The organism is Sphingosinicella xenopeptidilytica (assembly GCF_042676985.1).
GTDB lineage: Bacteria > Pseudomonadota > Alphaproteobacteria > Sphingomonadales > Sphingomonadaceae > Sphingosinicella > Sphingosinicella xenopeptidilytica.
In genome coordinates, this window is record NZ_JBHTIK010000001.1 from 29641 (window position 1) to 52557 (window position 22917).

Here is a 22917-nt window from a genome sequence, read left to right on the forward strand (position 1 = left end):
TCAAGCCGCGATCAAGGGATTTAGCGGCACGAGCGCGCCGCAGAACTCCGCCGCGGCGCGTTCCCAGCTGAAACTGCGGCCATAAGCAGCGCACGCAGCGCGATCCTTGCCGAGCGCGCCGGCGATGGCGGCGTCGAGGTCTTCATCGAGACAGCCCGTCTCCGGCGTCACGATGTCGATCGGCCCCTGCACCGGATAGGCCGCGACGGGAACGCCGGAGGCCAATGCCTCGATCAGCACCATACCGAACGTGTCAGTGCGGCTTGGGAACACGAACACGTCCGCGCCTGCATAGGCCGAAGCGAGCGCCGCACCGCGAAGCGCACCGAGGAAGATCACATCGGGGAACTGCCGTTCGAGCGCCTTTCGCGCCGGGCCATCACCCACGACGACGCGCGTGCCCGGATGACGCGTGGCGAGGAACGCCTCGATGTTCTTTTCCACCGCAATGCGCCCCACATAAAGTTGGATGGGCCGGGGCAGCGCCGCATAGGCCGCGTGTGGTGCGCTGTCCGCCGAGAAGTTCTCAAGGTCGACACCGCGTCCGAACGGTGCCGTGGGGCCGATGCCCTGCGCGGCGAGCTGACGGCGCAGGCTCGGCGTCGCGGCGAGAACGCTCGCGGCGGGGCCGTGGAACCAGCGCTCGTACTGCCAGAACCATGCCGCCGGAAGCCCCGTGCGCGCCGATACATAGTCCGGGAAATGCGTGTGATAGGCCGTCGTGAACGGAAAGCCTGCGCGCAGGCACCAGCGCCGGGCGGCGAGCCCGAGCGGGCCTTCGGTGGCGATATGGATGGCGTCGGCGCCGAAGGCACGCAAACGCCGCCCGACCTGGCCGGTGGTGGCAAGCGCCAGCCGGATTTCGCCGTAGCCGGGGCAGGGCAGCGACGGCCACGCATTGGGCGAAAGCACCAACACGTCGTGCCCGGCGCGCTCAAGCTCCTCACGTACCATCTGCAGCGTGCGCACCACGCCGTTCACTTGCGGCTCCCACGCATCCGTGACGATCGCGATGCGCATGGAAACGGGCTCAGGCCGCGTTTGCTTGCTGCATGGGAAGCACGCGCCCGTTTACCTCATCGGCCCAGTGCAGGATTTCCATCTCGCCGTTGAAGTGCTCGACGAGTGCAGTGCATCCCTCCACCCAGTCGCCGTCGTTGTAGTAGACGACGTCGCCGAACATCCGCTCCTCGGCGGTGTGGATATGGCCGCAGACGACACCGTCCAGGCCGCGGTCGCCCGCCGCCTTGGCCACCGCCTCCTCGAAGCGGCTGATGAACTCCACGGCATTCTTCACCTTGTGCTTGGCGTGCTTGGAAAGCGACCAGTAGGGCTTGCCGAGGCGCGCACGCACCTTGTTCACGAGCATGTTCAGCCGCATGAGCATCTCGTAGGCGGCGTCGCCGAGGAAGGCGAGCCAGCGCGCGTAGAGTACCACCGCGTCGAACTCGTCGCCGTGCAGCACGAGCAGGCGGCGCCCATCCGCCGTTTCGTGAATGGCTTTCGAGCGGATCTCGACACCACCGAAGCTGAGCCCGGTGAACTGGCGGAACACTTCATCGTGATTACCGGGAATGTAGATGACGCGCGTGCCGCGCTTGGCGCGCTTCAAAAGCCGCCAGACGATATCGTTGTGCTTCGCGGGCCAGTACCAGCTCTTCTTCAGCCGCCAGCCGTCGATGATATCGCCCACGAGATAGAGCGTGTCGGAATCGACACTGTCGAGGAAATCGATGAGCAGGTCGGCATTACAGCCGCGCGTGCCGAGATGCACATCCGAAATCCAGATCGTGCGGTAGCGGCGGCGATCGCTCTTGCGGACTTCTGGCTCACTCGGCCGAAGCGACGCGACACGTTCGGCGAACTCGCCGGGCGCAAACATATTCAAGTCGACCTCCACTGGCGGACGGCTGTTTGCGCGCCAGCGTATCGCGTTATTGCGTTACGGTTTGCAGGCCGAATTATGAAGGTTTTGCGCGAGTCGCGGCAAAGATGAGGGTCGGAATCGTATCAGGAATCGATGCGGATATGCCCTGGCAAACCGGCCACGCGCGCGAGCCACCCCTGCACCCGCGGATAGCCCGTAAGATCGAACGCACCGCCTTCCTCGCACACGTGCGTGTAGGCGTAGAGCGCGATATCGGCGAGGCTAAGGCTATTACCGACAAACCACTGGCGATGGATCAGATGCTCATCCATCAGTTTAAGTGCGGCCTCGCCGGCTGCGCGCTTGCCGTCGATCTGTGCACGCTGCGCGTCCGAGAGGGCATCGCGCCCGACATAGGCGAGCCAGAAGCGTAGCGTCGCGATGTTGGGCTCGTGGTTGTATTGCTCCCAGAACATCCAGCGCAGCATGTCCGCCTCGCCCCAGCGGTCTGCCGGGATCAGCACCGAGCCTTTCGCGAGGTAGAAGATCGCCGCGTTCGATTCCGGGAGATATCGATCACCCACCTGCAGCACCGGTACCCGGCCGTTCGCATTCACCGTGGAGAGATAGGCGGGCGTGCGCGTCTCACCTTTGCGAATGTCGTAGAGCCTGCGCTCCAGCGGGAAGCCGAGGTGCGCCGCGGTCAGCCGGATCTTGAAGCAATTGCCCGAAACCGGGTCTTCATGCAGCGTCAACCTGTCCATGCGCGATCTCCAGTACGACCTTGCCCACGTGTTCGCCGGATTCGAGATAACGGTGCGCGTCCGCTGCAGCTTCCAGCGGGAAGACGCGGTCGACGACAGCCTTCAGCCCGCCGCTCGCGAACAGCGGCCAGACATCGGCGGCGAGGCTGTCGGCGAGCAGCGATTTGTATTCGACGCTGCGCGGGCGCAGCATCGATCCGGTGAGGATCAGCCCCTTGCGCATCACCGCACCGAGATCGAGTTCGCCCGTGATCCCGCGCTGGAATGCTATCGAAACGTGCCGTCCGCTTTCGCCAAGGCATTTGACGTTGCGCGCGAGATAGTCGCCGCCCACCATGTCGAGCACGAGATTGACGCCGCGCCCGCCGGTGATCGCGGCGACTTCAGCAACGAAATCCTGCGCCTTGTAATCGATGGCGTAATCGGCACCAAGCGCCAGCGCTGCCGCGCATTTTTCTGCGCTGCCGCAGGTGACGATCGACGTGAGCCCGAACGCCTTGCAGAGCAGGATCGCGGTGACACCGATGCCGCTCGTGCCGCCGTGGATCAGCGCGGTTTCACCCGGCGCGCCATAGCCCCGCTCGAAGAGGTTCGACCACACCGTGAAATACGTCTCGGGGAGGCTCGCAGCCTCGACGAGCGACAGGCCGTCAGGCACCGGCAGGCACTGGCCTTCGGGGACGATGCAATATTCCGCATAGCCGCCGCCCGCGACGAGCGCGCATACCTGCTGGCCGATCTGTAGGCGCCCCGCACCACCGCCCGCCGCGACGACTTCACCCGCGATCTCCAGCCCCGGAATCGAGGGTGCGCCGGGCGGCATCGGATAGAGGCCAAGGCGCTGCAGCACGTCTGGCCGGTTCACGCCCGCCGCGGCGACCTTCACCAGCACCTCGCCGTCCTTCGGCATGGGCACGGGGCGGCGGACGGGAATGAGCACTTCGGGGCCACCGGGGCCTTCGGGATCGATCGCGATCATGTCCTTTGGAACCCCGGCCATGATGTCACCCTCCCCCTTGTTCGCGGCGCCCCTCTAGCGCAGATTGCGCAGCCATTCCAGACACGGGTTAACCCTATGGACGACGATTTTCTGCCGAAAACGAAAGACGATCCGCTGACCCTGCTCACGCGTCAGGATCTCGGACCGCTGTCACAGGACGAACTCAGGGCACGCATCACCGCGCTCGAGGCGGAGATCGGGCGGACGCGCGCGCAGCTTACCGAAGCGGGCAGCGTGAAATCCGCCGCTGACGCGCTTTTCGCCCGGAAATAGCCGCCTCTCACAAGTCACGGGATGCGCGTGCAGCCTCTGCGGCACATGCTCCAGGCAACAACCGTGGGAGGGTCTCTTGAACTTCGATTTCTCGGATGATGCCCGGGCGCTCAGCGAATCCGCCCGGCGTATGCTGACGGAACACGCGGGCCCCGACGCGGCGCGGCGCATCATGGATTCGGATGCGGCCTATGACGAGGCGCTTTGGCGGCAGGTCGTCGATCTCGGCCTCACCGCGGCGCGCGTGCCGGAAGCACACGGCGGCGTCGGCCTCTCGCCCGAGGAAAGCTGCGTGCTCGCCGAGGAATTCGGCCGCAGCCTCGCGCCCGTGCCCTTCCTCTCCACATTGCTTGCCACCGAGGCGCTCCTGCTCGCGGGCACCGAAGTGCAGCAGGCGAAGTACCTGCCCGGCATCGCCGATGGCGGTACGATCGCCTGCTACGCGTGGGGCGAAGGCGCAAATTCGCCCGCGGCGATCCCCACGACCCGCGCCGAGGGCGGCAGGCTGACCGGCACGAAATCGCCTGTCACCGACGCGCTCGCCGCGAGCCTCGCGGTTGTGACCGCCGCAGGCGAGGACGGCCCAGCACTCTGGCTCGTCGACCTGCAAGACGCGAGCGTCGCCCCCGTTGCGACGCTTGACCTCGTCCGCAAGCACGGCACGCTCACGCTCGACGGCACGCCTGCCGAACCGCTCGGCACATCCGCCGACTACCAGCGCTTTATCGACCGGGCTGCTGTGATCCTTGCCTTCGAGGCGATCGGCACCGCCGGGGCGGCGATGGAGATGGCGGTCGGCTATGCGAAGGACCGTGTTGCCTTCGGCCAGCGCATCGGGCGCTATCAGGGCGTGAAGCACAAGTGCGCGGATATGTACATCAAGCTCGAGCTCGCCCGCGCGCACGCGCTTTACGGCGCCTGGGCGTTCGCGGCGGACGCGGACGAGCTTCGCCACGCCGCCGCCGCCGCCCGCACCGCAAGCCTCGACGCAGTGCGTTTCGCTGCTGAGGAGAACGTGCAGCTTCACGGCGGCATCGGCTTTACGTGGGAATCGAACTGCCAGTTCTACTACCGCCGCGCCCGGCAGCTTTCCGCCGCGCTCGGCAGCCGTGCGTTCTGGGCAGACCGGCTGGTGCGCGCGCTCGAACAGCGCAACCGCGCCGCGGCCTGAGGGAGACGAGACATGGACTTCAACGACACACCGCAGGAAGCCGAATATCGCGCGAAGGTCCGCGCGTGGATCGCCGAGGCGGCCAAGGAATACGAGGGCCTTGCTGAGCCGAAATCGCAGGATGAGTATGTCGCGCGGCAGAAGAGCTGGCAGAGGAAGAAATACGACGCAGACTATGCGGGGCTGACCTGGCCGAAGGCGTTCGGGGGTCAGGGGCTGGGGCCGATGAATGCGATCATCTTTTCGCAGGAGGAGGCTCGGTCGGCCGCGCCGACGGGGCTGTATTCGATCGGCCTTGGGATGTGCATCCCCACGGTGTTCACGCACGGCTCGAAGGCGGTGATCGAACGCTTCGTGCCGAAGGCGCTGGAAGGGAGCGAAATCTGGTGCCAGCTCTTTTCCGAGCCGATCGCGGGGTCGGACCTCGCGAGCATCCGCACCAAGGCGGTGCGTGACGGGGACGACTGGGTGATCACCGGCCAGAAGGTGTGGACGACGTTCGCGCACCTTTCCGATTACGGCATCATCGTCACCCGCACCGATCCGTCCGCGCCCAAGCACAAGGGCCTCACCATGTTCATCGTGGACATGCACGCGCCGGGCGTGGAGGCACGGCCGCTGAAACAGATGTCGGGCGGCGCGGACTTCAACGAGGTGTTCTTCGACGGCGTGCGCGTGCCCGACGCATGGCGCATCGGCGCGGTGGGGGACGGCTGGAAGGCCGGGCTCACCACGCTGATGAACGAGCGCCTTGCGGTGGGCGGCAAGCCGCGCAACTCGCCGGGCTGGCGCACGCTGATGGACCTCGCGCGGGGCATCGACACCGAACAGGGCCCGGCGATCGAACGCATGGACGTGCGCACCCGTATCGCCGACACCTACATCAACGACGAGGGCGTGAAGCTGACGCAGATGCGCGCGCTTTCCGCGCTTTCTCAGGGCAAGACGCCGGGCGCCGAGCAATCCATCTCCAAGGTCGTCGTCGCCAAGACGATGCAGGACATGGCGGCGTTCGCGCTCGAACTTTCCGAAAGCGCGGGCTTCGCGGCGGGCGAGAAGGATAGTGAGCTCCAGCGCCTGCAGGGCGCCTACATGTGGTCGGCAGGGCTCCGCATCGCGGGCGGCACGGACGAAATCCTGCGCAACATCATCGCCGAACGCGTGCTCGGCCTGCCGGGCGATCTCCGTCCCGACAAGGACACGCCGTTCAACGAGATCGTACCCTTGTAGCACGCCCACCCTTGGCAGCGGCCACTGCCGCTGCCACATGGGGTTCGATGGATATCAAGGCCGCCATTGCCGCCGCGCCCTATGGCGCAAGCGAACGCGTCTCGCCGCTCATCCGCCGCGTGCTCGCGCGGAACCCCAGCCCGTTCACCTACCTTGGCACCGGCACCTATATCGTAGGTAACGGCAAGGTCGCCGTGATCGACCCCGGCCCGGACGAGGACGAGCATCTGGAGGCGATCCTCGCCGCCACAGCGGGCGAGGCGATCAGCCACCTCTTCGTCACCCACACGCACCGCGATCACAGCCCGCTCGCCGTGCGGCTGAAAGCGCTGAGCGGCGCCGAGGTCGTGGGCTGCGCCCCGCTGGTGCTGGAGGACGACGGCCCCCGCACGGACGCCGCCTTCGACAGCACCTACACCCCCGATCGCGTGCTCGCGCACGGCGAGGTCGTGCCCGGCGGCACCTGGGCGGACGGCGGCTGGACGCTGGAGGCGGTGCACACGCCGGGCCACACATCGAACCACCTGTGCTTCGCACTCCACGAGGAAAAGGCGCTGTTCACCGGCGACCACGTGATGGGCTGGTCGACCAGCGTCGTCACCCCGCCCGACGGCGACATGCGCGCCTATATGGACAGCCTGAAGCTGCTGATGGACCGCGACGACGCCGTCTATTACCCCACGCACGGCGAACCGGTGAAGGAACCCCGTCGACTGGTGCGCGGCTACATCGCGCACCGCCGCCAGCGCGAGGGCCAGATCCTCCGTCTGCTGGAAGACGGCCCCAAGGCGATCCCCGCGCTCGTCGCCGCCATGTATGCCGCCATCGATCCGCGGCTGCACCCCGCCGCCGGCCGGTCCGTGCTCGCGCATCTCATCGACTTGCGTGAGCGCGGCATGGTAAGCGCCGACGGAGACGTATGGGAGAAAGCCGCGTGAAAACCGTTCTTACGCTGCTCGCCGGGCTGCTGCTCGGTGCCCTCGCCATGTGGTTCGTTGCCCGCGACGACGACAAGCCGGTGGACGCGCAGTCCATCGCCGCCGCCAGCCTCGACGCCGTCCGTGCGCAGAACAAGCTCACCGTGTTTGCCGGGCGCTTCACGGTCGCGGTTTCGACGCGCGTGGAAAAGCTCGGCCTTTCGGCGGAAAAGACGCTGATCGTGCCCGCCACCGTCCGCTACGACATCGACTATTCGAAGCTCGGCCGCGACGACATCGTGTGGGACGAAGGCAGCCGCGTGATGACCGTGCGACTGCCCGACATTCAGCTCGACGAGCCACAGGTCGACATGGCGAACATTCGCGAATACGGCGGCGGCACGATCCTGATGGCACTTGGCAATGCCGAGGAGGTCATCGACACCGCCAACCGGCGCAAGATCAGGGAGGCCGTGCTCAAGGAAGCCGACACCGGTCTCTTACGAGAACTCGCGCGCAGTTCGGCGCGTACCGCCGTCGAGCGTGGCTTCGCATTGCCGCTCGCGGCCGCAGGAATCGATGCCCGCGTCATCGTCCGCTTCCCGGACGAGAGCGGCTACGGACTTTAGGAGTATCGGGACAATGAACGTACGCCTCGCCGACCTGCCGAAGGGCAAGGACTTGCTGAGCGAAATCGACCGGCTGAAGCGGGAACGCAACGCCGTGATCCTCGCGCATTATTACCAGGAGGCTGCGATCCAGGACATCGCGGACTTCGTGGGTGACAGCCTCGATCTTTCGCGCAAGGCGGCCGAGACGGACGCCGACGTGATCGCCTTCTGCGGCGTGCGCTTCATGGCCGAGACGGCGAAAATCCTCTCCCCGCAGAAGACGGTGATCCTGCCCGACATGGACGCGGGCTGCAGCCTCGAGGATTCGTGTCCGCCCGAGCAGTTCAAGCGCTTCCGCGAGCAGCATCCGAACCACATCGCGCTCACCTACATCAACTGCTCGGCGGCGGTGAAAGCGCTCTCCGACATCATCGTCACCTCGTCGTCCGCCGAGAAGATCATCAGCCAGCTGCCGCGCGAGCAGAAGATCATCTTCGGGCCGGACCGGCACCTCGGCGGCTATCTCTCCCGCAAGTTCGGCCGCGAGATGCTGCTGTGGCCCGGCGCGTGCATCGTGCACGAAGCGTTCAGCGAGAAGGAACTGCTGAAGCTGAAGGCGCAGCACCCCGATGCGCCCGTCGCCGCGCACCCGGAATGCCCCGGCAACATCCTCGACCATGCCGATCTCGTCGGCTCAACGAGCGCGATCCTGAAATTCGCGCTCGAAAGCCCGGCGGAGACGATCATCGTCGTCACCGAGCCGCACATTATCCACCAGATGGAAAAGGCCGCGCCGCGCAAGACTTTCATCGGCGCGCCGGGTGCTGACGGGAACTGCAGCTGCAACAACTGCCCGTTCATGGCGCTCAACACGATGGAAAAACTCTACCTCGCGCTCCGCGACCTCTCGCCGGTGATCGAGATGGACGAGGAAATCCGCGTGAAGGCGCTGAAGCCGCTGGAACGGATGCTCGCGATGGCCTCCTCCACCGTCGGTCAGGGCGACATTTCGAGCGTGCGCGTTACGGGGGACTGACGGCGTCTCTCGGTCGCCAACCGATTGACCCCGCAATGAATCCGTTTCACTTGATGGGTCCGGCAACAAACGTCTTGGGGACGAACCGAAGCCATGCGTTTTTCAACCCTGTTGATGGCGGCTTTCATTCTGGCGACTGCACCCACCGCGCACGCGGCCGAAGACGATCCGAACCTGTGGCTTGAAGAGGTGGACGGCGCCCGCGCGCTGGATCAGGTGCGCGCGTGGAACGCGGCGACGGAAAAACGTCTGCAGACGGCGAGCCCGGCGTTCAGGGCGCTTCAGGCCGAAATGCAGGCGATCCTTGAGGATGACAGTCGCATTCCCGTGCCCGAGGCGATCCTCGGCGACAAGGTGACGAACCTCTGGACCGATGCGAAGAACCCGCAGGGCCTGTGGCGCATCGCGGACCTCGATGCTTTTGCCTCCGGGAAGCCGGTGTGGCGGACGCTGATCGATCTCGATGCCATGTCGAAGGCGGACGGCCGGAAATGGGTGTGGAAGGGCGCGGCGTGCCTTGCACCCGCCTATGCGCGGTGCATGGTCGGCCTTTCGGACGGCGGCTCCGACGCGCTCGTCTACCGCGAGTTCGACATGGAGACGGGCGCGTTCGTGAGCGGCGGCTTCGAAACGCCCGAGGCGAAGGGCGATGTCGCGTGGGTCGATCTCGACCGGCTGATGATCGCCTCCGCGCACGGCGGCGACGTCACCGAATCCGGCTATCCCCGGCAGGTGCGCCTGTGGACGCGCGGCACGCCGATGGCGGAGGCCGCGCTGCTCGCAGAGGGCAAGGCCGCCGACATGGGCATGGACGCGAGCGCCGGCGCAGGCGCGGGCCGCATGTGGCCGCGCATCACGCGCCATCCCGATTTCTGGACCGCCGAGACCTTCCACCTGAACCCGGACGGCACGCTGATCCGATCGCCGCTGCCGGACACGGCGACGATCGAGGACATGCTCGGCAGCCGCGTCGTCGCGCTGCTGCACAAGGACTGGGCCTACGGCGGCAAGACGTACGCGGCGGGATCGCTCGTCGCCTATGACGTGGCGACGCTTGTGGTGGGGCGGCCAGCGGCGGTTGAACAGGTCTATGCGCCATCGGGCAAGCAGGCGATCGAGGCGGTGGTCGCAGGCAGCGGGCGCCTTTACGTTTCGCTGCTGGAGGATGTCGAGGGGCGGTTGATCGCGCTGACGCCGAGCGGAAAAAGCTGGCGCGCCGAAACGGTGCCCGTGCCGCTGAGCAGCGCGGTGACGCTCGCGGCGGCGGGCGGCAGCACGGATACGGCCTTCTACACGGTCGAGACGTTCGCAAGCCCGGAGACGCTGATGGCGGTGCGTGGGGACAGCGCGCCCACGGAGGTCGCCGCGCTTCGGACGTTTTTCGATCCGGCCTCGATTTCCGTCGAGCAGCGTTTCGCGAAATCGAAGGATGGTACGCGCATCCCCTATTTCGTCGTGCGGCCGACGGGCGCGAAAGGCCCGCTGCCGACGATCATGCACGCCTACGGCGGTTTCCGGAACGCGCAGAAGCCGACCTATCTCACCAAGAACCCGTACCAGATCGGACCCGGCGGGCTGTTCTGGCTGAAAGACGGCGGCAGCTTCGTGATCGCAAACATTCGCGGCGGCGGCGAATACGGCCCGGCGTGGCACGAGGCCGCGCTGCGCGAGAAGCGGCAGAACAGCTTCGACGACCTCTATGCTGTCGCCGAGGATCTGAAGCGTGCGGGGCTTACATCGAAGCTCGCCGCTTCGGGGCGTTCGCAGGGCGGGATGCTTGTCGGCGTCGCGATGACGCAGCGGCCGGACCTGTTCGACGCTGTGATCATGGGCGTGCCGCTCGCGGACATGCTGCGCTACAACAAGCTGCTCGCGGGCGCATCGTGGATGGGCGAGTACGGCAATCCGGATGTAGCGGAGGACCGTGCGTTCATCGCGAAATATTCGCCCTACCAGAACCTGCGCGCAGGCGCGAAATACCCGCCCGTGATCATCTACACCTCGACGAAGGACGACCGCGTGCATCCCGGGCACGCGCGCAAGTTCGCGGCAAGACTCGCGCAGCAGGGCCACGCGTTCGACTATTATGAGAATATCGAAGGTGGGCACGCGGGAACCGCCAACGCCGCCGAGCACGCCTACCGCGCCGCGCTGATGCTGAGCTTCGCGCGCCGGGAACTGATGGGGAAATGAGCATGGGGATCGCAGGCTTCGATACGGAGGCGTTCGTGCGCGCTACGCTCGCCGAGGATCTGGGCGACGCGGGCGACATCACCTCCGCCGCGGTGATCCCGGCGGACGCGCGTTTCCACGGCGTGATGGACAGCCGCGACGCCATCGTCGTCGCCGGGCTCGACATCGCCGCCGCCTTTTTCCGATCGCTGGATGCGGGCGTGGAGATCGAGATGCTGGCGAAGGACGGGGACCGGGTGGCGGCGGGCACGGACCTGATGCGGCTCTCGGGCCTTGCCCGCGCGATGCTCACCGCCGAACGCTCTGCGCTCAACACGGTGCAGCACCTTTCGGGCATCGCGACGCTCACGCGCCGCTATGTGGACGCCATCGCGGGGACGGGGGCCATCCTGCTCGATACGCGCAAGACGATCCCGGGGCTTCGCGTTCTCGAAAAATACGCGACGCGCATGGGCGGGGCGCAGAACCACCGCATGGGGCTGTGGGACGCGGCGATGATCAAGGACAACCATGTCGCGGTGGCGGGCGGCGTCGGCGAGGCTGTGCGCCGCGCGAAGGACGCGGGCATCGCCAGCATCATCCTGGAGGTCGACCGCGTGGACCAGATCGAGCCGGGCCTTGCGGCGGGCGCGACGCACCTTCTGCTCGACAACATGAACGTGACGGATCTGCGCGCGGCCGTTGCACTGGTGGCCGGGCGCGTACCCACGGAAGCCTCGGGCGGGGTCAATCTCGACACGATCCGGGGCATCGCGGAAACCGGCGTCACCTATGTTTCGGTTGGGCGGATCACGCAGTCCGCACCCGCTGCCGATATCGGGCTCGACCTTGCGAGCGCCTGAGCGGCTGCTGCTCGCGCTGTGCCTCGCGGCCTGCGGATCGGCGGACGATTCCGGCGGGACGACGGCCGCAGAATGCAACATCCCCGCGAAGCTCGATCTGCCGCGCACGGCGAGCCTGCCGGACGCGACGCCCGACGCACCGGCGGCGGCCTATGTGCTTGCGATGTCATGGTCGCCGGAGTTCTGCCGCTTCCGCAAGGATGCGGACGCCCATGAAGGCCAGTGCGCGGACAACGACTTCGATTTCATCCTGCACGGCCTGTGGGTGGACAGCGCCGCGGGCGCTTCGCCGCGCGCCTGCACGGTGGCGCCCCCCGTCGGCGAGGCGCTCGTGCGCCAGCATTATTGCATGATGCCTTCGGCGCAGCTGATGCAGCACCAGTGGGCGGCGCACGGCACCTGCGCCTTTTCGAGCGCGGAGGCCTATTTCGGTGCGGCGAAATCGCTGTGGGACGGGGTGAAGCGCCCCGACCTCCGCCAGCTTCGCGGCGAGACGCTGACGGCGGGGATGGTGCGCGCGGCGTTCGTGAAGGCCAACATCGGTCTCCCGTCCGAAGCGATCGCCGTGACACTGAACAACCGCGGCTGGCTCACCGAAGTGCGCCTGTGCATGGACCTCGACTACAACTACGCCGCCTGCCGCGCACCGGGCGCGGCGGACGGCGCGCGCGTACTTATCTGGCGCGGCGGGTGATCGTGCCTTCGAGCACCGCCGTTTTCGGGTGGTGCCGATCGAGATGCGCCTTGATGATGCGCAGGTTGCGCGTGTTCGAACGGAACAGCACGTCCATCGCGTCGCCGAGCAGCGGCACGAAGCCGAGTGCGGTGTCGAACAGCGTATTCCCGGCCATGCGGGCGATGTGCCAGCGCGACATGCCGAGGTTGCGTGCTTCCCAGATGATGTAGGCGGACATCAGCCCGGCGAGAATATCGCCGCCCACAGGCACGAGCCCGAGCACGGCATCGAGGCCGATCTTGTAGTTGATGCCCGGAATCGTGATCGACCGCTCCAGCAGCTTTTCGAGCACCTCGACGCGCGCACGCACGACGTGCGGATCGCGCGAATCAAGCCCGGCGCTGGCCATCACCTCTTCAAATGCACGCGGATTCACGCTCACCTGCAGCCTCCTTGAAAGCCTGTGGCTGCGCTATTTGGTGACGACGGCCCCACATGCAAGACGCGCGCCCGCATTTCCCGCAGGATCGGTGACGCCGTCGTCCGGCTTCGCGTGCACGACAACCGCCGCGCCGTCCGTATCGAGCACCGGCGTTTCGCCGCTGTAAAGCGTCGCGCCCTCGATGCGGGCCTCGATACGCCCAGTGCCGTCCGCCCCGACGGTGACGTTCGGCAGATCGCCCTTGTGGTGACCGTGCTTCTGGCCGGTCGGGTTGAAATGCGGCCCGGCGGACGTGAAGTCCGGCGGCGTGCAGAGGCCGATGCCGTGCACGTGGAAGGCATAGGTGCCGGAGGGCCAGCCTTCGAGCACGAGGCCGACATCGACGCCGCCCTTCGCCTCGGTGAGCACGGCACGCCCTTTCGTGGCGCCATCCTTGTCGAGAAGCTGCGCATAGGCTGCGGGCGGCGGCGCCGCGGGCGCGGCGGCGGGCTGCTCGGCCTTGCTGGCGCACGCAGCGGCAAGCATGGCGGCCAAAGGCACAAAGCTCGTGGAAAGGCGCATGATCGGTCTGTCCCCTGTCGCGGTATGGCGGATCAACGCATTGTGCCGTTTAAGGTTTCGCGCGCAACCTCAATCCATGCTCTTGACGATTTCCTCGACCATCTTCTTGGCGTCGGCGAGGAGCATCATGGTGTTGTCGCGATAGAAGAGCTCGTTGTCGACACCCGCATAGCCGACACCGCCCATCGAGCGCTTGATGAACAACACGGTCTTCGCCTTTTCGACATCGAGCACGGGCATACCGTAGATCGGCGAGGACTTGTCGGTCTTCGCCGCCGGATTGGTGACGTCGTTGGCACCGATCACGAACGCGACGTCGGCCTGGCCGAAATCCGTGTTAATGTCTTCGAGCTCGAACACCTCGTCGTAGGGCACGTTCGCCTCGGCGAGCAGCACGTTCATGTGCCCGGGCATACGGCCCGCAACCGGATGGATCGCGTAGCGCACGTCGACACCCTGATGCTTCAGCTTGTCACCCATTTCGCGCAGCACGTGCTGCGCCTGCGCCACCGCCATGCCGTAGCCCGGCACGATGATGACCTTCTCGGCGTTCTGCATCAGGAACGCGGCGTCCTCAGCGGAGCCGCGCTTCCATGGCCGATCGATCGCCGCTGCCGCACCTGCAGGGCCCGCCTCCGCGCCGAAGCCGCCGGCGATGACACTGATGAAGCTGCGGTTCATCGCGCGGCACATGATGTAGCTGAGGATCGCACCCGACGAGCCGACGAGCGCGCCGGTGATGATCATCGCCGTGTTCTGCAGCGTGAACCCCATCGCCGCCGCCGCCCAGCCCGAATAGCTGTTCAGCATCGAGACGACGACGGGCATGTCCGCGCCGCCGATCGGGATGATGAGCAGGAAGCCGATCAGGAACGAAAGCCCGACGACGATCCAGAAATCCATCGCCGATTGCGAGTGCCAGAAGCCGAACGTGAAGAAGGCGATCGCGAGCAGCAGCGCGAGATTGATGATGTGCCGCGCCGGCAGCAGGATCGGCGTGCCCGACATGTTGCCGTTGAGCTTCGCAAACGCGATCATCGATCCCGAGAAGGTGATCGCGCCGATGGCGATGCCAAGGACCATTTCGACCCGGCTCGCGCCGAAGATCGCGCCCGACGCATCGGTAATGCCGAATGCCTGCGGATTGAGGAACGCCGCCGCCGCCACGAGCACGGCGGCAAGGCCGACGAGGCTGTGGAACGCCGCGACGAGCTGCGGCATCGCGGTCATGGCGATGCGCCGCGCGACGATGAAACCGACGCCGCCGCCAAGGATGATCGCGGCGGCGATTTCGGGCAGCGAGGCGATCTCGTGCGTGGCGAGCGTCGTCGCCACGGCGAGCCCCATGCCGATCATGCCGTTGCGGTTGCCCGCGCGGCTGGTCTCGGGCGAGGACAAGCCCCGAAGCGCAAGGATGAACAGAACCCCGGAGACGAGGTAGGCGAGAAGTGCCCACGCGGGCACGGCGGAAGCGACGTGTTCCATCGGCGCTTAGCCCTTCTTCTCTTTTTTCTTGTACATGGCGAGCATTCGCTGCGTCACTGCGAAACCGCCGAAGATGTTGACGCTGGCGAGCGCCACGGCAACGAGGCCGAGCCACTTGGCGACGCCCGAACCCGCGGCGAGGCTGGCGATCAGCGCACCGACGATGATCACCGAGGAGATCGCGTTCGTTACCGCCATCAGCGGCGTGTGCAGCGCCGGCGTGACCGACCAGACCACGTAGTAGCCCACGAAGCAGGCCAGCACGAAGATCGACAGGATCGAGATGAAGTCCATGGCCTATGCTCCCCCCAGCACCGGATGGACGGCCTTGCCGCCCTGTGTCAGCCGCACGCCCTTCACGATCTCGTCGTCGTCCGGCAGCACGGGCGCCTTCGTGTCCTTGTCCCAGAAGGCGGACAGGAAGTTGAACAGGTTGCGCGCGTAGAGCAGCGAAGAGTCCGCCGCGAGGCGCGAGGGCACGTTCCTGTGCCCGACGATCTTGACGCCGTGCTTCACGACGATTTCGCCCGCCACCGCACCTTCGACGTTGCCGCCGGCTTCGACCGCGAGGTCGACGAGCACGCTGCCCGGCCGCATCGTGGCGATCTGCGCGTCGCTGACGAGGCGCGGCGCGGCCCGGCCGGGAATGAGCGCGGTGGTAATGACGATATCCTGCTTGGCGATGTGCGACGACACCAGCTCGGCCTGCGCCGCCTTGTATTCATCGGACATCTCTGTGGCGTAGCCGCCCGAGCCTTCACCCTCGATGCCCTTCACGGCTTCGACGAAGATCGGCTTCGCACCGAGCGAGAGGATCTGCTCCTTCGTCGCCGAGCGCACGTCCGTCGCCGAGACCTGCGCGCCAAGGCGCCGCGCGGTGGCGATCGCCTGGAGCCCTGCGACGCCGACGCCCATGATGAACACCTTCGCGGCCGAGACCGTGCCCGCCGCCGTCATCATCATCGGGAAGGCGCGGTTGTATTCCGCCGCCGCATCAAGCACCGCCTTGTAGCCGGCGAGGTTCGACTGCGAAGAGAGCACGTCCATCGACTGCGCGCGCGTGATGCGCGGCATCAGCTCCATGGCGAGCGCCTCGTAACCCGCCGCGGCATAGGCCTTCGCCCGCTCCGGGTTCGCCGCGGGCGCGTGCATCGCGACCACGCGGGCTCCGGGCGCAGCACCGGCAAGCGTCGCCGGCTCCGGCGCCTGCACGCCGAGCACGATCCCCGCGCCGGCAAGCACGGCAGCGCGAGGGCCGACCTCCGCGCCCGCCGCCGCATAATCAGCGTCCGCGATCCCCGACGCGAGACCCGCGCCCGATTCCACGGCGACCGCAGCACCGAGGCCGATGAATTTCTTCACCGTCTCCGGGCTTGCAGCGACGCGGCGCTCAAAATCGGCGGTCTCCCCAAGGACCGCGATCCGAACCGGCTGTGTCACAAGGATGCTAGTTGTAGAGGAAGAGGAGCATGGCGAGCAGCACGAGCACGATGAAGCCCGTGCCGTACTTCATCATCGCAAGGAAACCCGCGTAGGTCTTCGCGTGATCCTTCATCGCCTTGTCGGTGTAAGTGCTGTTCTGCGCCATCTCAAACGTCCCCCATCCGGACCTGATTCCGCCCGTTCATAGCAAGCCTTGCCCCGGTGTGAAGCGAAAAACGGGTCAAAATCTTAACCAGACGGCAAGGCGCTGTGCCGTATCGAGACAGGCGGGTCATTTTTGGGAAGCAGAGATTCGGCATTTGGCGAAGCAAACCGTCCTTGTTGTCGACGACGAGTCGGGCCAGCGGCGCATCACGGAGACCGTGGCGGCGCGCGCCGGTTATGCGACCGTGGAAGCCGAGCACGGCCAGGCCGCGCTCGATCTGCTGACAGGTCCGCGCGGCCAATCCATCGATGCCGTGATCCTCGACTACAACATGCCGGGCAAGACCGGGATCGAGGTGCTGCGCGAACTGCGCCCGCAATTCCCGCAGCTTCCCGTCATCATGCTGACTGCGCATTCCAGCGTTTCCACCGCTGTCGAAGCGATGCGCGCGGGGGCGAGCGACTTCCTGCTGAAACCGGCGAGCGCTGACCGCATCACGCGCGCGCTCGCAGGCGTGCTCGACCACAAGGCGCCGGGCGGCGAGCTGCGCCCTCTGACCGAGAAGCTGCCCGGCTCGCTGGGGTTTGCCGAGGTTGTCGGCAGCGAAGCGGGCTTCCGCGCCGCGCTCGCGGTGGCGGAAAAGGCCGCGCAGAAGAACGTGCCGATCCTGATTGAAGGCGAAAGCGGCGTCGGCAAGGAGGTCGTCGCGCAGGCGGTGCACGCCGCATCGCCACGCGCCGCAAAGCCGCTCGTGATCGTCAACTGCGGCGCGATCCCCGCGAATCTGGTCGAATCGGTACTGTTCGGCCACGAAAAAGGTGCTTTCACCGGCGCCATCGAAAAACACGTCGGCCGCTTCGGCGAGGCGGACGGCGGTACGCTCTTCCTCGACGAAATCGGCGAATTGCCGCTCGACGCGCAGGTGAAGCTGCTGCGCGCGCTGCAGACCGGACAGATCGAGCCTGTCGGCAGTCGGGGCCACGTGACCGTCGACGTGCGCCTGATCGCCGCGACAAACCGCGACATCGCCGAAGAGGTGCGCGCGGGCCGCTTCCGCGAGGATCTGTTCTATCGGCTCGGCGTCGTGCCCGTCACGATTCCGCCGCTGCGCGCACGGCGCGGCGACATCGCGGCGCTCGCGCGCCATTTCGTCCGCCGCCTTGGCGCCGAGGAAGGCGTCAGCGCCCGCGACCTTTCGGACGACGCGCTCGCGCTCCTCGAAGCGTACGACTGGCCCGGCAACGTCCGGCAGCTGCAGAACGCATTGTTCCGCGCCGCCGTACTCTGCGAAGGCACGAGGCTCACGGCGCTCGACTTCCCGCAGCTCGCGGGGGTCGCCGCACCCAGACGCATGGCGCAGCCGGCGCCGACGCGTGCGGCTTCGGCCGACCTTTCGGCCGAGGTCTCGCTGTTCGGCGACGACGGCAAGCTCCGCCGTCTCGAGGATCTGGAAGCCGAGATCATCCGCAAGGCGATCCACCACTGCCGCGGACGCATGAGCGAGGTGGCGCGCCGCCTCGGCATCGGGCGCTCGACGCTCTACCGCAAGCTTGGCGAAATGGCCGTCACCGACGATTTCGGCGGCCACGACGACGATGTCAGGAATGTCGCCTGAGCCGCGGAAAACGTGGTTTCCGCGGGCCCACCCGCACATTGCCCCCTTGATGTTTTGCCAATCGTCCCTGATCTTCACATCAGGCGGCGGATGTTTCGCCGCATCGCAGGAGTGACGAATGCCGGCCTTTGCCCGCGAGCTCGAGCACACGCTTCACAACGCCCTCGCCGAAGCGAGCCGGCGGCGGCATGAATATGCCACGCTCGAACATCTGCTGTTCGCGCTGATCGGGGACAGCCATGCCTCCGCGGTGATGAAGGCGTGCGGCGTCGATCTCGACCAGCTTGGCGAAGAACTCACCGGCTATCTCGACAAGGAGCTGGAGCCACTGCGCGCCAGCGACCAGGTCGACCCCAATCCCACCGCCGGTTTCCAGCGCGTGGTGCAGCGCGCGATCCTGCACGTGCAGTCTTCGGGTCGCGACGAGGTGACGGGCGCCAACGTGCTCGTCGCGCTGTTCTCGGAGCGCGAGAGCCACGCCGTCTATTTCCTGCAGCAGCAGGACATGACGCGGCTCGATGCGGTTTCGTACCTCAGCCACGGCATCGCCAAGTCGCCCTCGCTCTCCGAACCGCGCGCGGTGCGCGGCGCTGATGAGCCCGCCGAAGAGGCGAAGGACAAGGACAAAGCGAAGAAGCCGGCGGATTCGCCGCTGAAGCAGTTCTGCGTGAACCTCAACGACAAGGCGCTCTCCGGCAAGGTCGATCCCCTCATCGGCCGCGCCGCCGAGGTCGACCGCACGATCCAGATTCTGTGCCGCCGTTCCAAGAACAACCCGCTCTATGTGGGCGATCCCGGCGTCGGCAAAACCGCGATCGCGGAAGGCCTCGCGCGGAAGATCGTCGAGGGCGACGTGCCCGACGTGCTCAAGGACGCGGTGATCTATGCGCTCGACATGGGCGCGCTGCTTGCCGGCACCCGCTACCGCGGCGATTTCGAGGAGCGGCTGAAAGGTGTCGTCAACGAGCTCGAGAAGATGCCCGAGGCAATCCTCTTCATCGACGAGATCCACACGGTGATCGGCGCGGGAGCGACATCCGGCGGCGCGATGGATGCCTCGAACCTGCTGAAACCGGCGCTTTCTGGCGGTGCGATCCGCTGCATCGGCTCGACGACGTACAAGGAGTTCCGCAACCACTTCGAGAAGGACCGCGCGCTGCTGCGCCGGTTCCAGAAGATCGACGTCAAGGAACCCTCGATCGAGGATACGGTGCGCATCCTCCTCGGCCTCAAGACCTATTTCGAGGAGCACCACAAGGTCCGCTACACCAACGAGGCGGTGAAGACGGCGGTGGAACTGTCGGCGCGTTACATCAACGACCGCAAGCTCCCCGACAAGGCGATCGACGTGATCGACGAGGTGGGCGCCTCGCAGATGCTGCTGCCGCCCGCCAAGCGCAAGAAGGTGATCGGCGTGAAGGACGTGGAAGCCGTGGTCGCGACGATCGCGCGCATCCCGCCGAAGTCAGTGTCATCCGACGACAAGAAGGTTCTGGCGACGCTGGAGCAGGACCTGAAGCGCGTCGTCTTCGGGCAGGACAAGGCGATCGAGACGCTCTCGTCGGCGATCAAGCTGTCGCGCGCGGGTCTTCGCGAGCCGAACAAGCCGATCGGCAACTACCTCTTCTCCGGCCCCACCGGCGTCGGCAAGACCGAGGTCGCGCGCCAGCTCGCCGCGATCCTCGGCATTCCGCTGCAGCGCTTCGACATGTCGGAGTATATGGAGCGCCACTCGGTGAGCCGCCTGATCGGCGCACCTCCGGGCTATGTCGGCTTCGATCAGGGCGGGCTGCTGACGGATGCGGTCGACCAGAACCCGCACTCGGTGCTGCTGCTCGACGAGATCGAGAAGGCGCACCCGGACCTGTTCAACATCCTGCTGCAGGTGATGGACGCAGGGAAGCTGACCGATCACCACGGCAAGACCGTCGATTTCCGCAACGTCATCCTCATCATGACGACGAACGCGGGCGCGTCGGACATGGCGAAGGAAGGCATCGGCTTCGGCTCCACGGTGCGCGTGGGCGAGGACGAGGAGGCCATCAAGCGCATGTTCACGCCCGAGTTCCGCAACCGTCTCGATGCGACCGTGCCGTTCGGCTACCTGCCGACGCCGGTCGTCGCGATGGTCGTCGACAAGTTCATCCTCGAACTCGAACTCCAGCTCGCGGATCGTGACGTCCACATCAAGCTTTCGGACGAGGCGAAGAGCTGGCTGATCGAGCGCGGCTACGACAAGATGTACGGTGCACGTCCGCTCGCCCGCCTGATCCAGTCCACGATCAAGCAGCCGCTTGCCGAGGAACTGCTGTTCGGCAAGCTGGTGAACGGCGGCGAGGTGGTCGTCCACATCAAGGACGACAGGCCGACCTTCGAGATCATCGCCGCGGCGCCAAAGCCGCGCGCGGCCAAAAAGGGCAAGACGGGCGAGGCGAAGGGCGGTAAGAAAACCGTCGATGCGTGATGAGCCTCAGCCGGGCGAAGACAAGCCGATCAACCGCCGGAACCTGATGATCGTTCTCGGCGGTCTCGGCGTGCTAGTGCTGCTCTCCAACATTGACGGACCGGGCTTCAGCCTCATTGCTGACGACGACGATGCAGCGATCGCGATCGATTCGAAGGCAGACGAGATCGACGCCAAGGTGGAGCGCATCGAGGCGGCCGTCGAGAAGCGCCTGGAGGGTGCCGCCGAACGCCTCGAAGCCGCCGAATCGGGCGCCCGCATCGACGAGGACGAGCTTGATGCCGCGATCGATGAGCTGCGTGACGGCGATCCGGAGCGTTTCCTGAAGACAATCGAAACGCTCTGACGTCGCGCGTCAGGCGCGCCAGCTGCCGTCGAGCAGCTTGATGATCCCCGAAAAGTCCTTCGCCGCGCCGCCCAGGTTCGCGAAGGTCTGGTAGAGCGCTTCGGCCTGTGCGCCCATCGGCGTCGCGGCGTTCGAAGCGGCAGCGGCCTCCATCGCGAGCTTCAGATCCTTCAGCATCAGCGCGGCGGCGAAGCCGCCTTCATAGTCGCGGTTGGACGGTGCGGCAGGCACCGGGCCGGGCACCGGGCAATAGCTCGTCATCGACCAACACTGGCCGCTCGCCTTCGAGGAGATATCGAAGAACACCTGGGGGTCGAGGCCGAGCTTTTCGGCGAGCGCGAACGCCTCGCACGTGCCGATCATCGAGATGCCGAGCAGCATGTTGTTGCAGATCTTCGCGGCCTGCCCCGCACCCGCGCCACCCGCGTGGATCACGGCCTTGCCCATACGCGCGAGGATCGGCTCGGCGCGTGCGAACGCTTCCGCCTCACCGCCGACCATGAAGGTGAGCGTGCCGCCCGACGCCGCCGCGACGCCGCCGGAGACCGGCGCATCGACCATCGCGAAGCCCTTCGCGGTCGCGGCCTCGACGACCTTGCGCGCGGTCACCACGTCGATCGTCGAGCAATCCATGAACAGCGCGCCCGGCTTCGCCGCGCCGAACACTTCGCCGTTGTAGACGGCCTCGACGTGCTTGCCCGCCGGAAGCATGGTGACGACGGCGTCAGCGCCCGAAACAGCCTCCGCAGCGCCGGCGGCAACGGTGCAGCCGTCGCCCTTGGCGCGGGCGAGCGCATCGGCGCTGAGATCGAACGCGCGCACCGCGTATCCCGCCTTCGCGAGGTTCGCCGCCATGCCCGAACCCATGTTGCCGAGCCCGATGAATGCGATTGTCTGCGCCATGTCGATCTCCCCTGCGTGTCTTTTCAGGGGCAAGGTCTAGCCATGCGGAGCGCCAAAAGAAAAGGCCCGGCACGCCGAAACGTACCGGGCCTTTTTGCAGTCCGTAGCTGCGAAAATGCTATTCGCGGTTTCCGAACAGCTGCAGCATGAACATGAACATGTTGATGAAGTCGAGGTAGAGCGACAGCGCGCCCATCACCACGGCCTTGCCAACGAAGTCGCTGCCAGCAACCTGGAAGTACATGTTCTTGATGCGCTGCGTGTCATACGCCGTCAGCCCCGCGAAGATCAGCACGCCGATCACCGAGATGGCGAACTGCAGCACCGAAGAGCCGAGGAAGATGTTCACGACGCTCGCGATGATGAGACCGATGAGGCCCATCACGAGGAACGTGCCGAAGCCCGACAGATCCTTCTTCGTCGTGTAGCCGAACAGGCTGAGGCCCGCGAAGGCGCCCGCCGTGATGAAGAACATGCGCGCGATCGACGTTCCCGTGTAGGTCAGGAAGATCGTGGACATGGAAAGGCCCATCACTGCCGCGAAGGCCCAGAAAATACCCTGCGCGGCCGGAGTGGACAGCTTGTTGATGCCGAAGCTCAGCACCATCACGAAGCCGAGCGGCGCAAGAATCAGCACCCACGCGAGCAGCCCGCCCTGTGCGAAGACCTGTGCGGCCATGCCGCTGTTCGCGAACAGCAGCGCGACAATGCCGGAAAGAAGCACGCCGGAGGCCATGTAATTGTAGACCGACAGCATGTATTTGCGAAGGCCGGCGTCGAAAACGACACCTTCGGCCGTTGTCGCCGGGCGACCGTAAGCCAGGCGAGGATCCGTCTGGTTCACCATTTTTTCCACTCTCCCATTTGCCGGGTCATCCGGCTTGCCCCGGTAATATCGTGTGGATCGGCCGCAGCTTCAAGGAAAACCGGACA

Annotated in this window: 24 protein-coding genes; 12 read left to right on the forward strand and 12 right to left on the reverse strand. The window is 66.3% G+C overall.

Going from position 1 to position 22917, the window contains the following annotated elements; genetic code table 11:
* The 4 genes from ACFQ00_RS00130 to ACFQ00_RS00145 all read right to left on the reverse strand — a co-directional run bounded on the left by ACFQ00_RS00130 (position 1) and on the right by ACFQ00_RS00145 (position 3631).
* Complete coding sequence (locus ACFQ00_RS00130; protein ID WP_381484467.1) at positions 1 to 1020, reverse strand: glycosyltransferase family 4 protein; 1020 nt, start codon at positions 1018 to 1020, stop codon at positions 1 to 3.
* A gap of 10 nt (positions 1021 to 1030) precedes the next feature.
* The gene (locus tag ACFQ00_RS00135) at positions 1031 to 1882 is read right to left on the reverse strand and encodes a UDP-2,3-diacylglucosamine diphosphatase (RefSeq protein ID WP_381485854.1); all 852 of its coding nucleotides are present in this window, start codon (positions 1880 to 1882) and stop codon (positions 1031 to 1033) included.
* A gap of 128 nt (positions 1883 to 2010) precedes the next feature.
* Positions 2011 to 2631 (reverse strand): glutathione S-transferase family protein, encoded by a 621-nt coding sequence (locus ACFQ00_RS00140; RefSeq protein ID WP_381484470.1) that lies wholly within the window; start codon positions 2629 to 2631, stop codon positions 2011 to 2013.
* Positions 2609 to 3631: an NAD(P)H-quinone oxidoreductase gene (locus tag ACFQ00_RS00145; RefSeq protein ID WP_381484473.1), complete on the reverse strand. Its 1023-nt coding sequence runs from the start codon at positions 3629 to 3631 to the stop codon at positions 2609 to 2611. Before ACFQ00_RS00145 ends, ACFQ00_RS00140 begins: the two co-directional genes overlap by 23 nt.
* A gap of 75 nt (positions 3632 to 3706) precedes the next feature.
* Here ACFQ00_RS00145 and ACFQ00_RS00150 point away from each other — a divergent pair, with 75 nt between their 5' ends.
* The 9 genes from ACFQ00_RS00150 (at position 3707) to ACFQ00_RS00190 (ending at position 12598) form a co-directional block, all read left to right on the forward strand.
* The gene (locus tag ACFQ00_RS00150) at positions 3707 to 3904 is read left to right on the forward strand and encodes a DUF1192 domain-containing protein (protein WP_381484476.1); all 198 of its coding nucleotides are present in this window, start codon (positions 3707 to 3709) and stop codon (positions 3902 to 3904) included.
* Between the two features lie 76 nt (positions 3905 to 3980).
* Entirely contained in the window at positions 3981 to 5075 is a 1095-nt protein-coding gene (locus ACFQ00_RS00155; protein WP_381484479.1) for an acyl-CoA dehydrogenase family protein, read from the forward strand.
* Positions 5076 to 5087: 12 nt separating this feature from the next.
* Positions 5088 to 6305 (forward strand): acyl-CoA dehydrogenase family protein, encoded by a 1218-nt coding sequence (locus tag ACFQ00_RS00160; RefSeq protein ID WP_381484482.1) that lies wholly within the window; start codon positions 5088 to 5090, stop codon positions 6303 to 6305.
* Between the two features lie 47 nt (positions 6306 to 6352).
* Positions 6353 to 7243: an MBL fold metallo-hydrolase gene (locus ACFQ00_RS00165; RefSeq protein WP_381484486.1), complete on the forward strand. Its 891-nt coding sequence runs from the start codon at positions 6353 to 6355 to the stop codon at positions 7241 to 7243.
* Entirely contained in the window at positions 7240 to 7851 is a 612-nt protein-coding gene (locus ACFQ00_RS00170) for a DUF4230 domain-containing protein (protein ID WP_381484489.1), read from the forward strand. The genes ACFQ00_RS00165 and ACFQ00_RS00170 overlap by 4 nt, the downstream gene beginning before the upstream one ends.
* A 13-nt stretch (positions 7852 to 7864) precedes the next feature.
* Positions 7865 to 8869: a quinolinate synthase NadA gene (gene nadA, locus ACFQ00_RS00175; RefSeq protein ID WP_381484492.1), complete on the forward strand. Its 1005-nt coding sequence runs from the start codon at positions 7865 to 7867 to the stop codon at positions 8867 to 8869.
* 93 nt (positions 8870 to 8962) lie between these two features.
* Entirely contained in the window at positions 8963 to 11062 is a 2100-nt protein-coding gene (locus ACFQ00_RS00180; protein WP_381484494.1) for a prolyl oligopeptidase family serine peptidase, read from the forward strand.
* Positions 11059 to 11904 (forward strand): carboxylating nicotinate-nucleotide diphosphorylase, encoded by an 846-nt coding sequence (gene nadC, locus ACFQ00_RS00185; protein WP_381484497.1) that lies wholly within the window; start codon positions 11059 to 11061, stop codon positions 11902 to 11904. The genes ACFQ00_RS00180 and nadC overlap by 4 nt, the downstream gene beginning before the upstream one ends.
* Complete coding sequence (locus ACFQ00_RS00190; protein ID WP_381484500.1) at positions 11891 to 12598, forward strand: ribonuclease T2 family protein; 708 nt, start codon at positions 11891 to 11893, stop codon at positions 12596 to 12598. The genes nadC and ACFQ00_RS00190 overlap by 14 nt, the downstream gene beginning before the upstream one ends.
* On the opposite strand, the gene ACFQ00_RS00195 is transcribed toward ACFQ00_RS00190, so the two are convergent.
* From ACFQ00_RS00195 to ACFQ00_RS00220, 6 genes are all read right to left on the reverse strand, one after another.
* The gene (locus ACFQ00_RS00195; RefSeq protein ID WP_381485857.1) at positions 12579 to 12989 is read right to left on the reverse strand and encodes a DUF4112 domain-containing protein; all 411 of its coding nucleotides are present in this window, start codon (positions 12987 to 12989) and stop codon (positions 12579 to 12581) included. The genes ACFQ00_RS00190 and ACFQ00_RS00195 overlap by 20 nt on opposite strands.
* Before the next feature lie 63 nt (positions 12990 to 13052).
* Positions 13053 to 13583, reverse strand: coding sequence for a superoxide dismutase family protein (locus ACFQ00_RS00200; protein WP_381484503.1), 531 nt, complete (start codon positions 13581 to 13583; stop codon positions 13053 to 13055).
* Between the two features lie 69 nt (positions 13584 to 13652).
* Positions 13653 to 15068, reverse strand: a complete 1416-nt coding sequence (locus ACFQ00_RS00205; protein WP_381484505.1) for an NAD(P)(+) transhydrogenase (Re/Si-specific) subunit beta — start codon at positions 15066 to 15068, stop codon at positions 13653 to 13655.
* Positions 15069 to 15074: 6 nt separating this feature from the next.
* Complete coding sequence (locus tag ACFQ00_RS00210; protein WP_374595818.1) at positions 15075 to 15362, reverse strand: proton-translocating transhydrogenase family protein; 288 nt, start codon at positions 15360 to 15362, stop codon at positions 15075 to 15077.
* A gap of 3 nt (positions 15363 to 15365) precedes the next feature.
* Positions 15366 to 16508, reverse strand: coding sequence for an NAD(P) transhydrogenase subunit alpha (locus tag ACFQ00_RS00215; RefSeq protein ID WP_381484508.1), 1143 nt, complete (start codon positions 16506 to 16508; stop codon positions 15366 to 15368).
* Positions 16509 to 16515: 7 nt separating this feature from the next.
* The gene (locus ACFQ00_RS00220; protein WP_374595820.1) at positions 16516 to 16656 is read right to left on the reverse strand and encodes an aa3-type cytochrome c oxidase subunit IV; all 141 of its coding nucleotides are present in this window, start codon (positions 16654 to 16656) and stop codon (positions 16516 to 16518) included.
* Positions 16657 to 16810: 154 nt separating this feature from the next.
* Here ACFQ00_RS00220 and ACFQ00_RS00225 point away from each other — a divergent pair, with 154 nt between their 5' ends.
* From ACFQ00_RS00225 to ACFQ00_RS00235, 3 genes are all read left to right on the forward strand, one after another.
* On the forward strand, positions 16811 to 18271 hold the full coding sequence (locus ACFQ00_RS00225; protein ID WP_381484511.1) for a sigma-54-dependent transcriptional regulator: 1461 nt from the start codon (positions 16811 to 16813) through the stop codon (positions 18269 to 18271).
* 118 nt (positions 18272 to 18389) lie between these two features.
* A complete protein-coding gene (gene clpA, locus ACFQ00_RS00230; RefSeq protein WP_381484515.1) occupies positions 18390 to 20735 on the forward strand; it encodes an ATP-dependent Clp protease ATP-binding subunit ClpA in 2346 nt (781 codons plus the stop codon).
* The gene (locus ACFQ00_RS00235) at positions 20728 to 21081 is read left to right on the forward strand and encodes a hypothetical protein (protein WP_381484518.1); all 354 of its coding nucleotides are present in this window, start codon (positions 20728 to 20730) and stop codon (positions 21079 to 21081) included. The genes clpA and ACFQ00_RS00235 overlap by 8 nt, the downstream gene beginning before the upstream one ends.
* Positions 21082 to 21090: 9 nt before the next feature.
* Here the strand turns inward: ACFQ00_RS00235 and mmsB are convergent, their stop codons facing one another.
* Both mmsB and ACFQ00_RS00245 read right to left on the reverse strand, forming a co-directional pair.
* Positions 21091 to 21984: a 3-hydroxyisobutyrate dehydrogenase gene (mmsB, locus tag ACFQ00_RS00240; protein ID WP_381484520.1), complete on the reverse strand. Its 894-nt coding sequence runs from the start codon at positions 21982 to 21984 to the stop codon at positions 21091 to 21093.
* 118 nt (positions 21985 to 22102) lie between these two features.
* A complete protein-coding gene (locus ACFQ00_RS00245) occupies positions 22103 to 22831 on the reverse strand; it encodes a Bax inhibitor-1/YccA family protein (RefSeq protein WP_381484523.1) in 729 nt (242 codons plus the stop codon).
* Between the last annotated feature and the right edge of the window lie 86 nt (positions 22832 to 22917).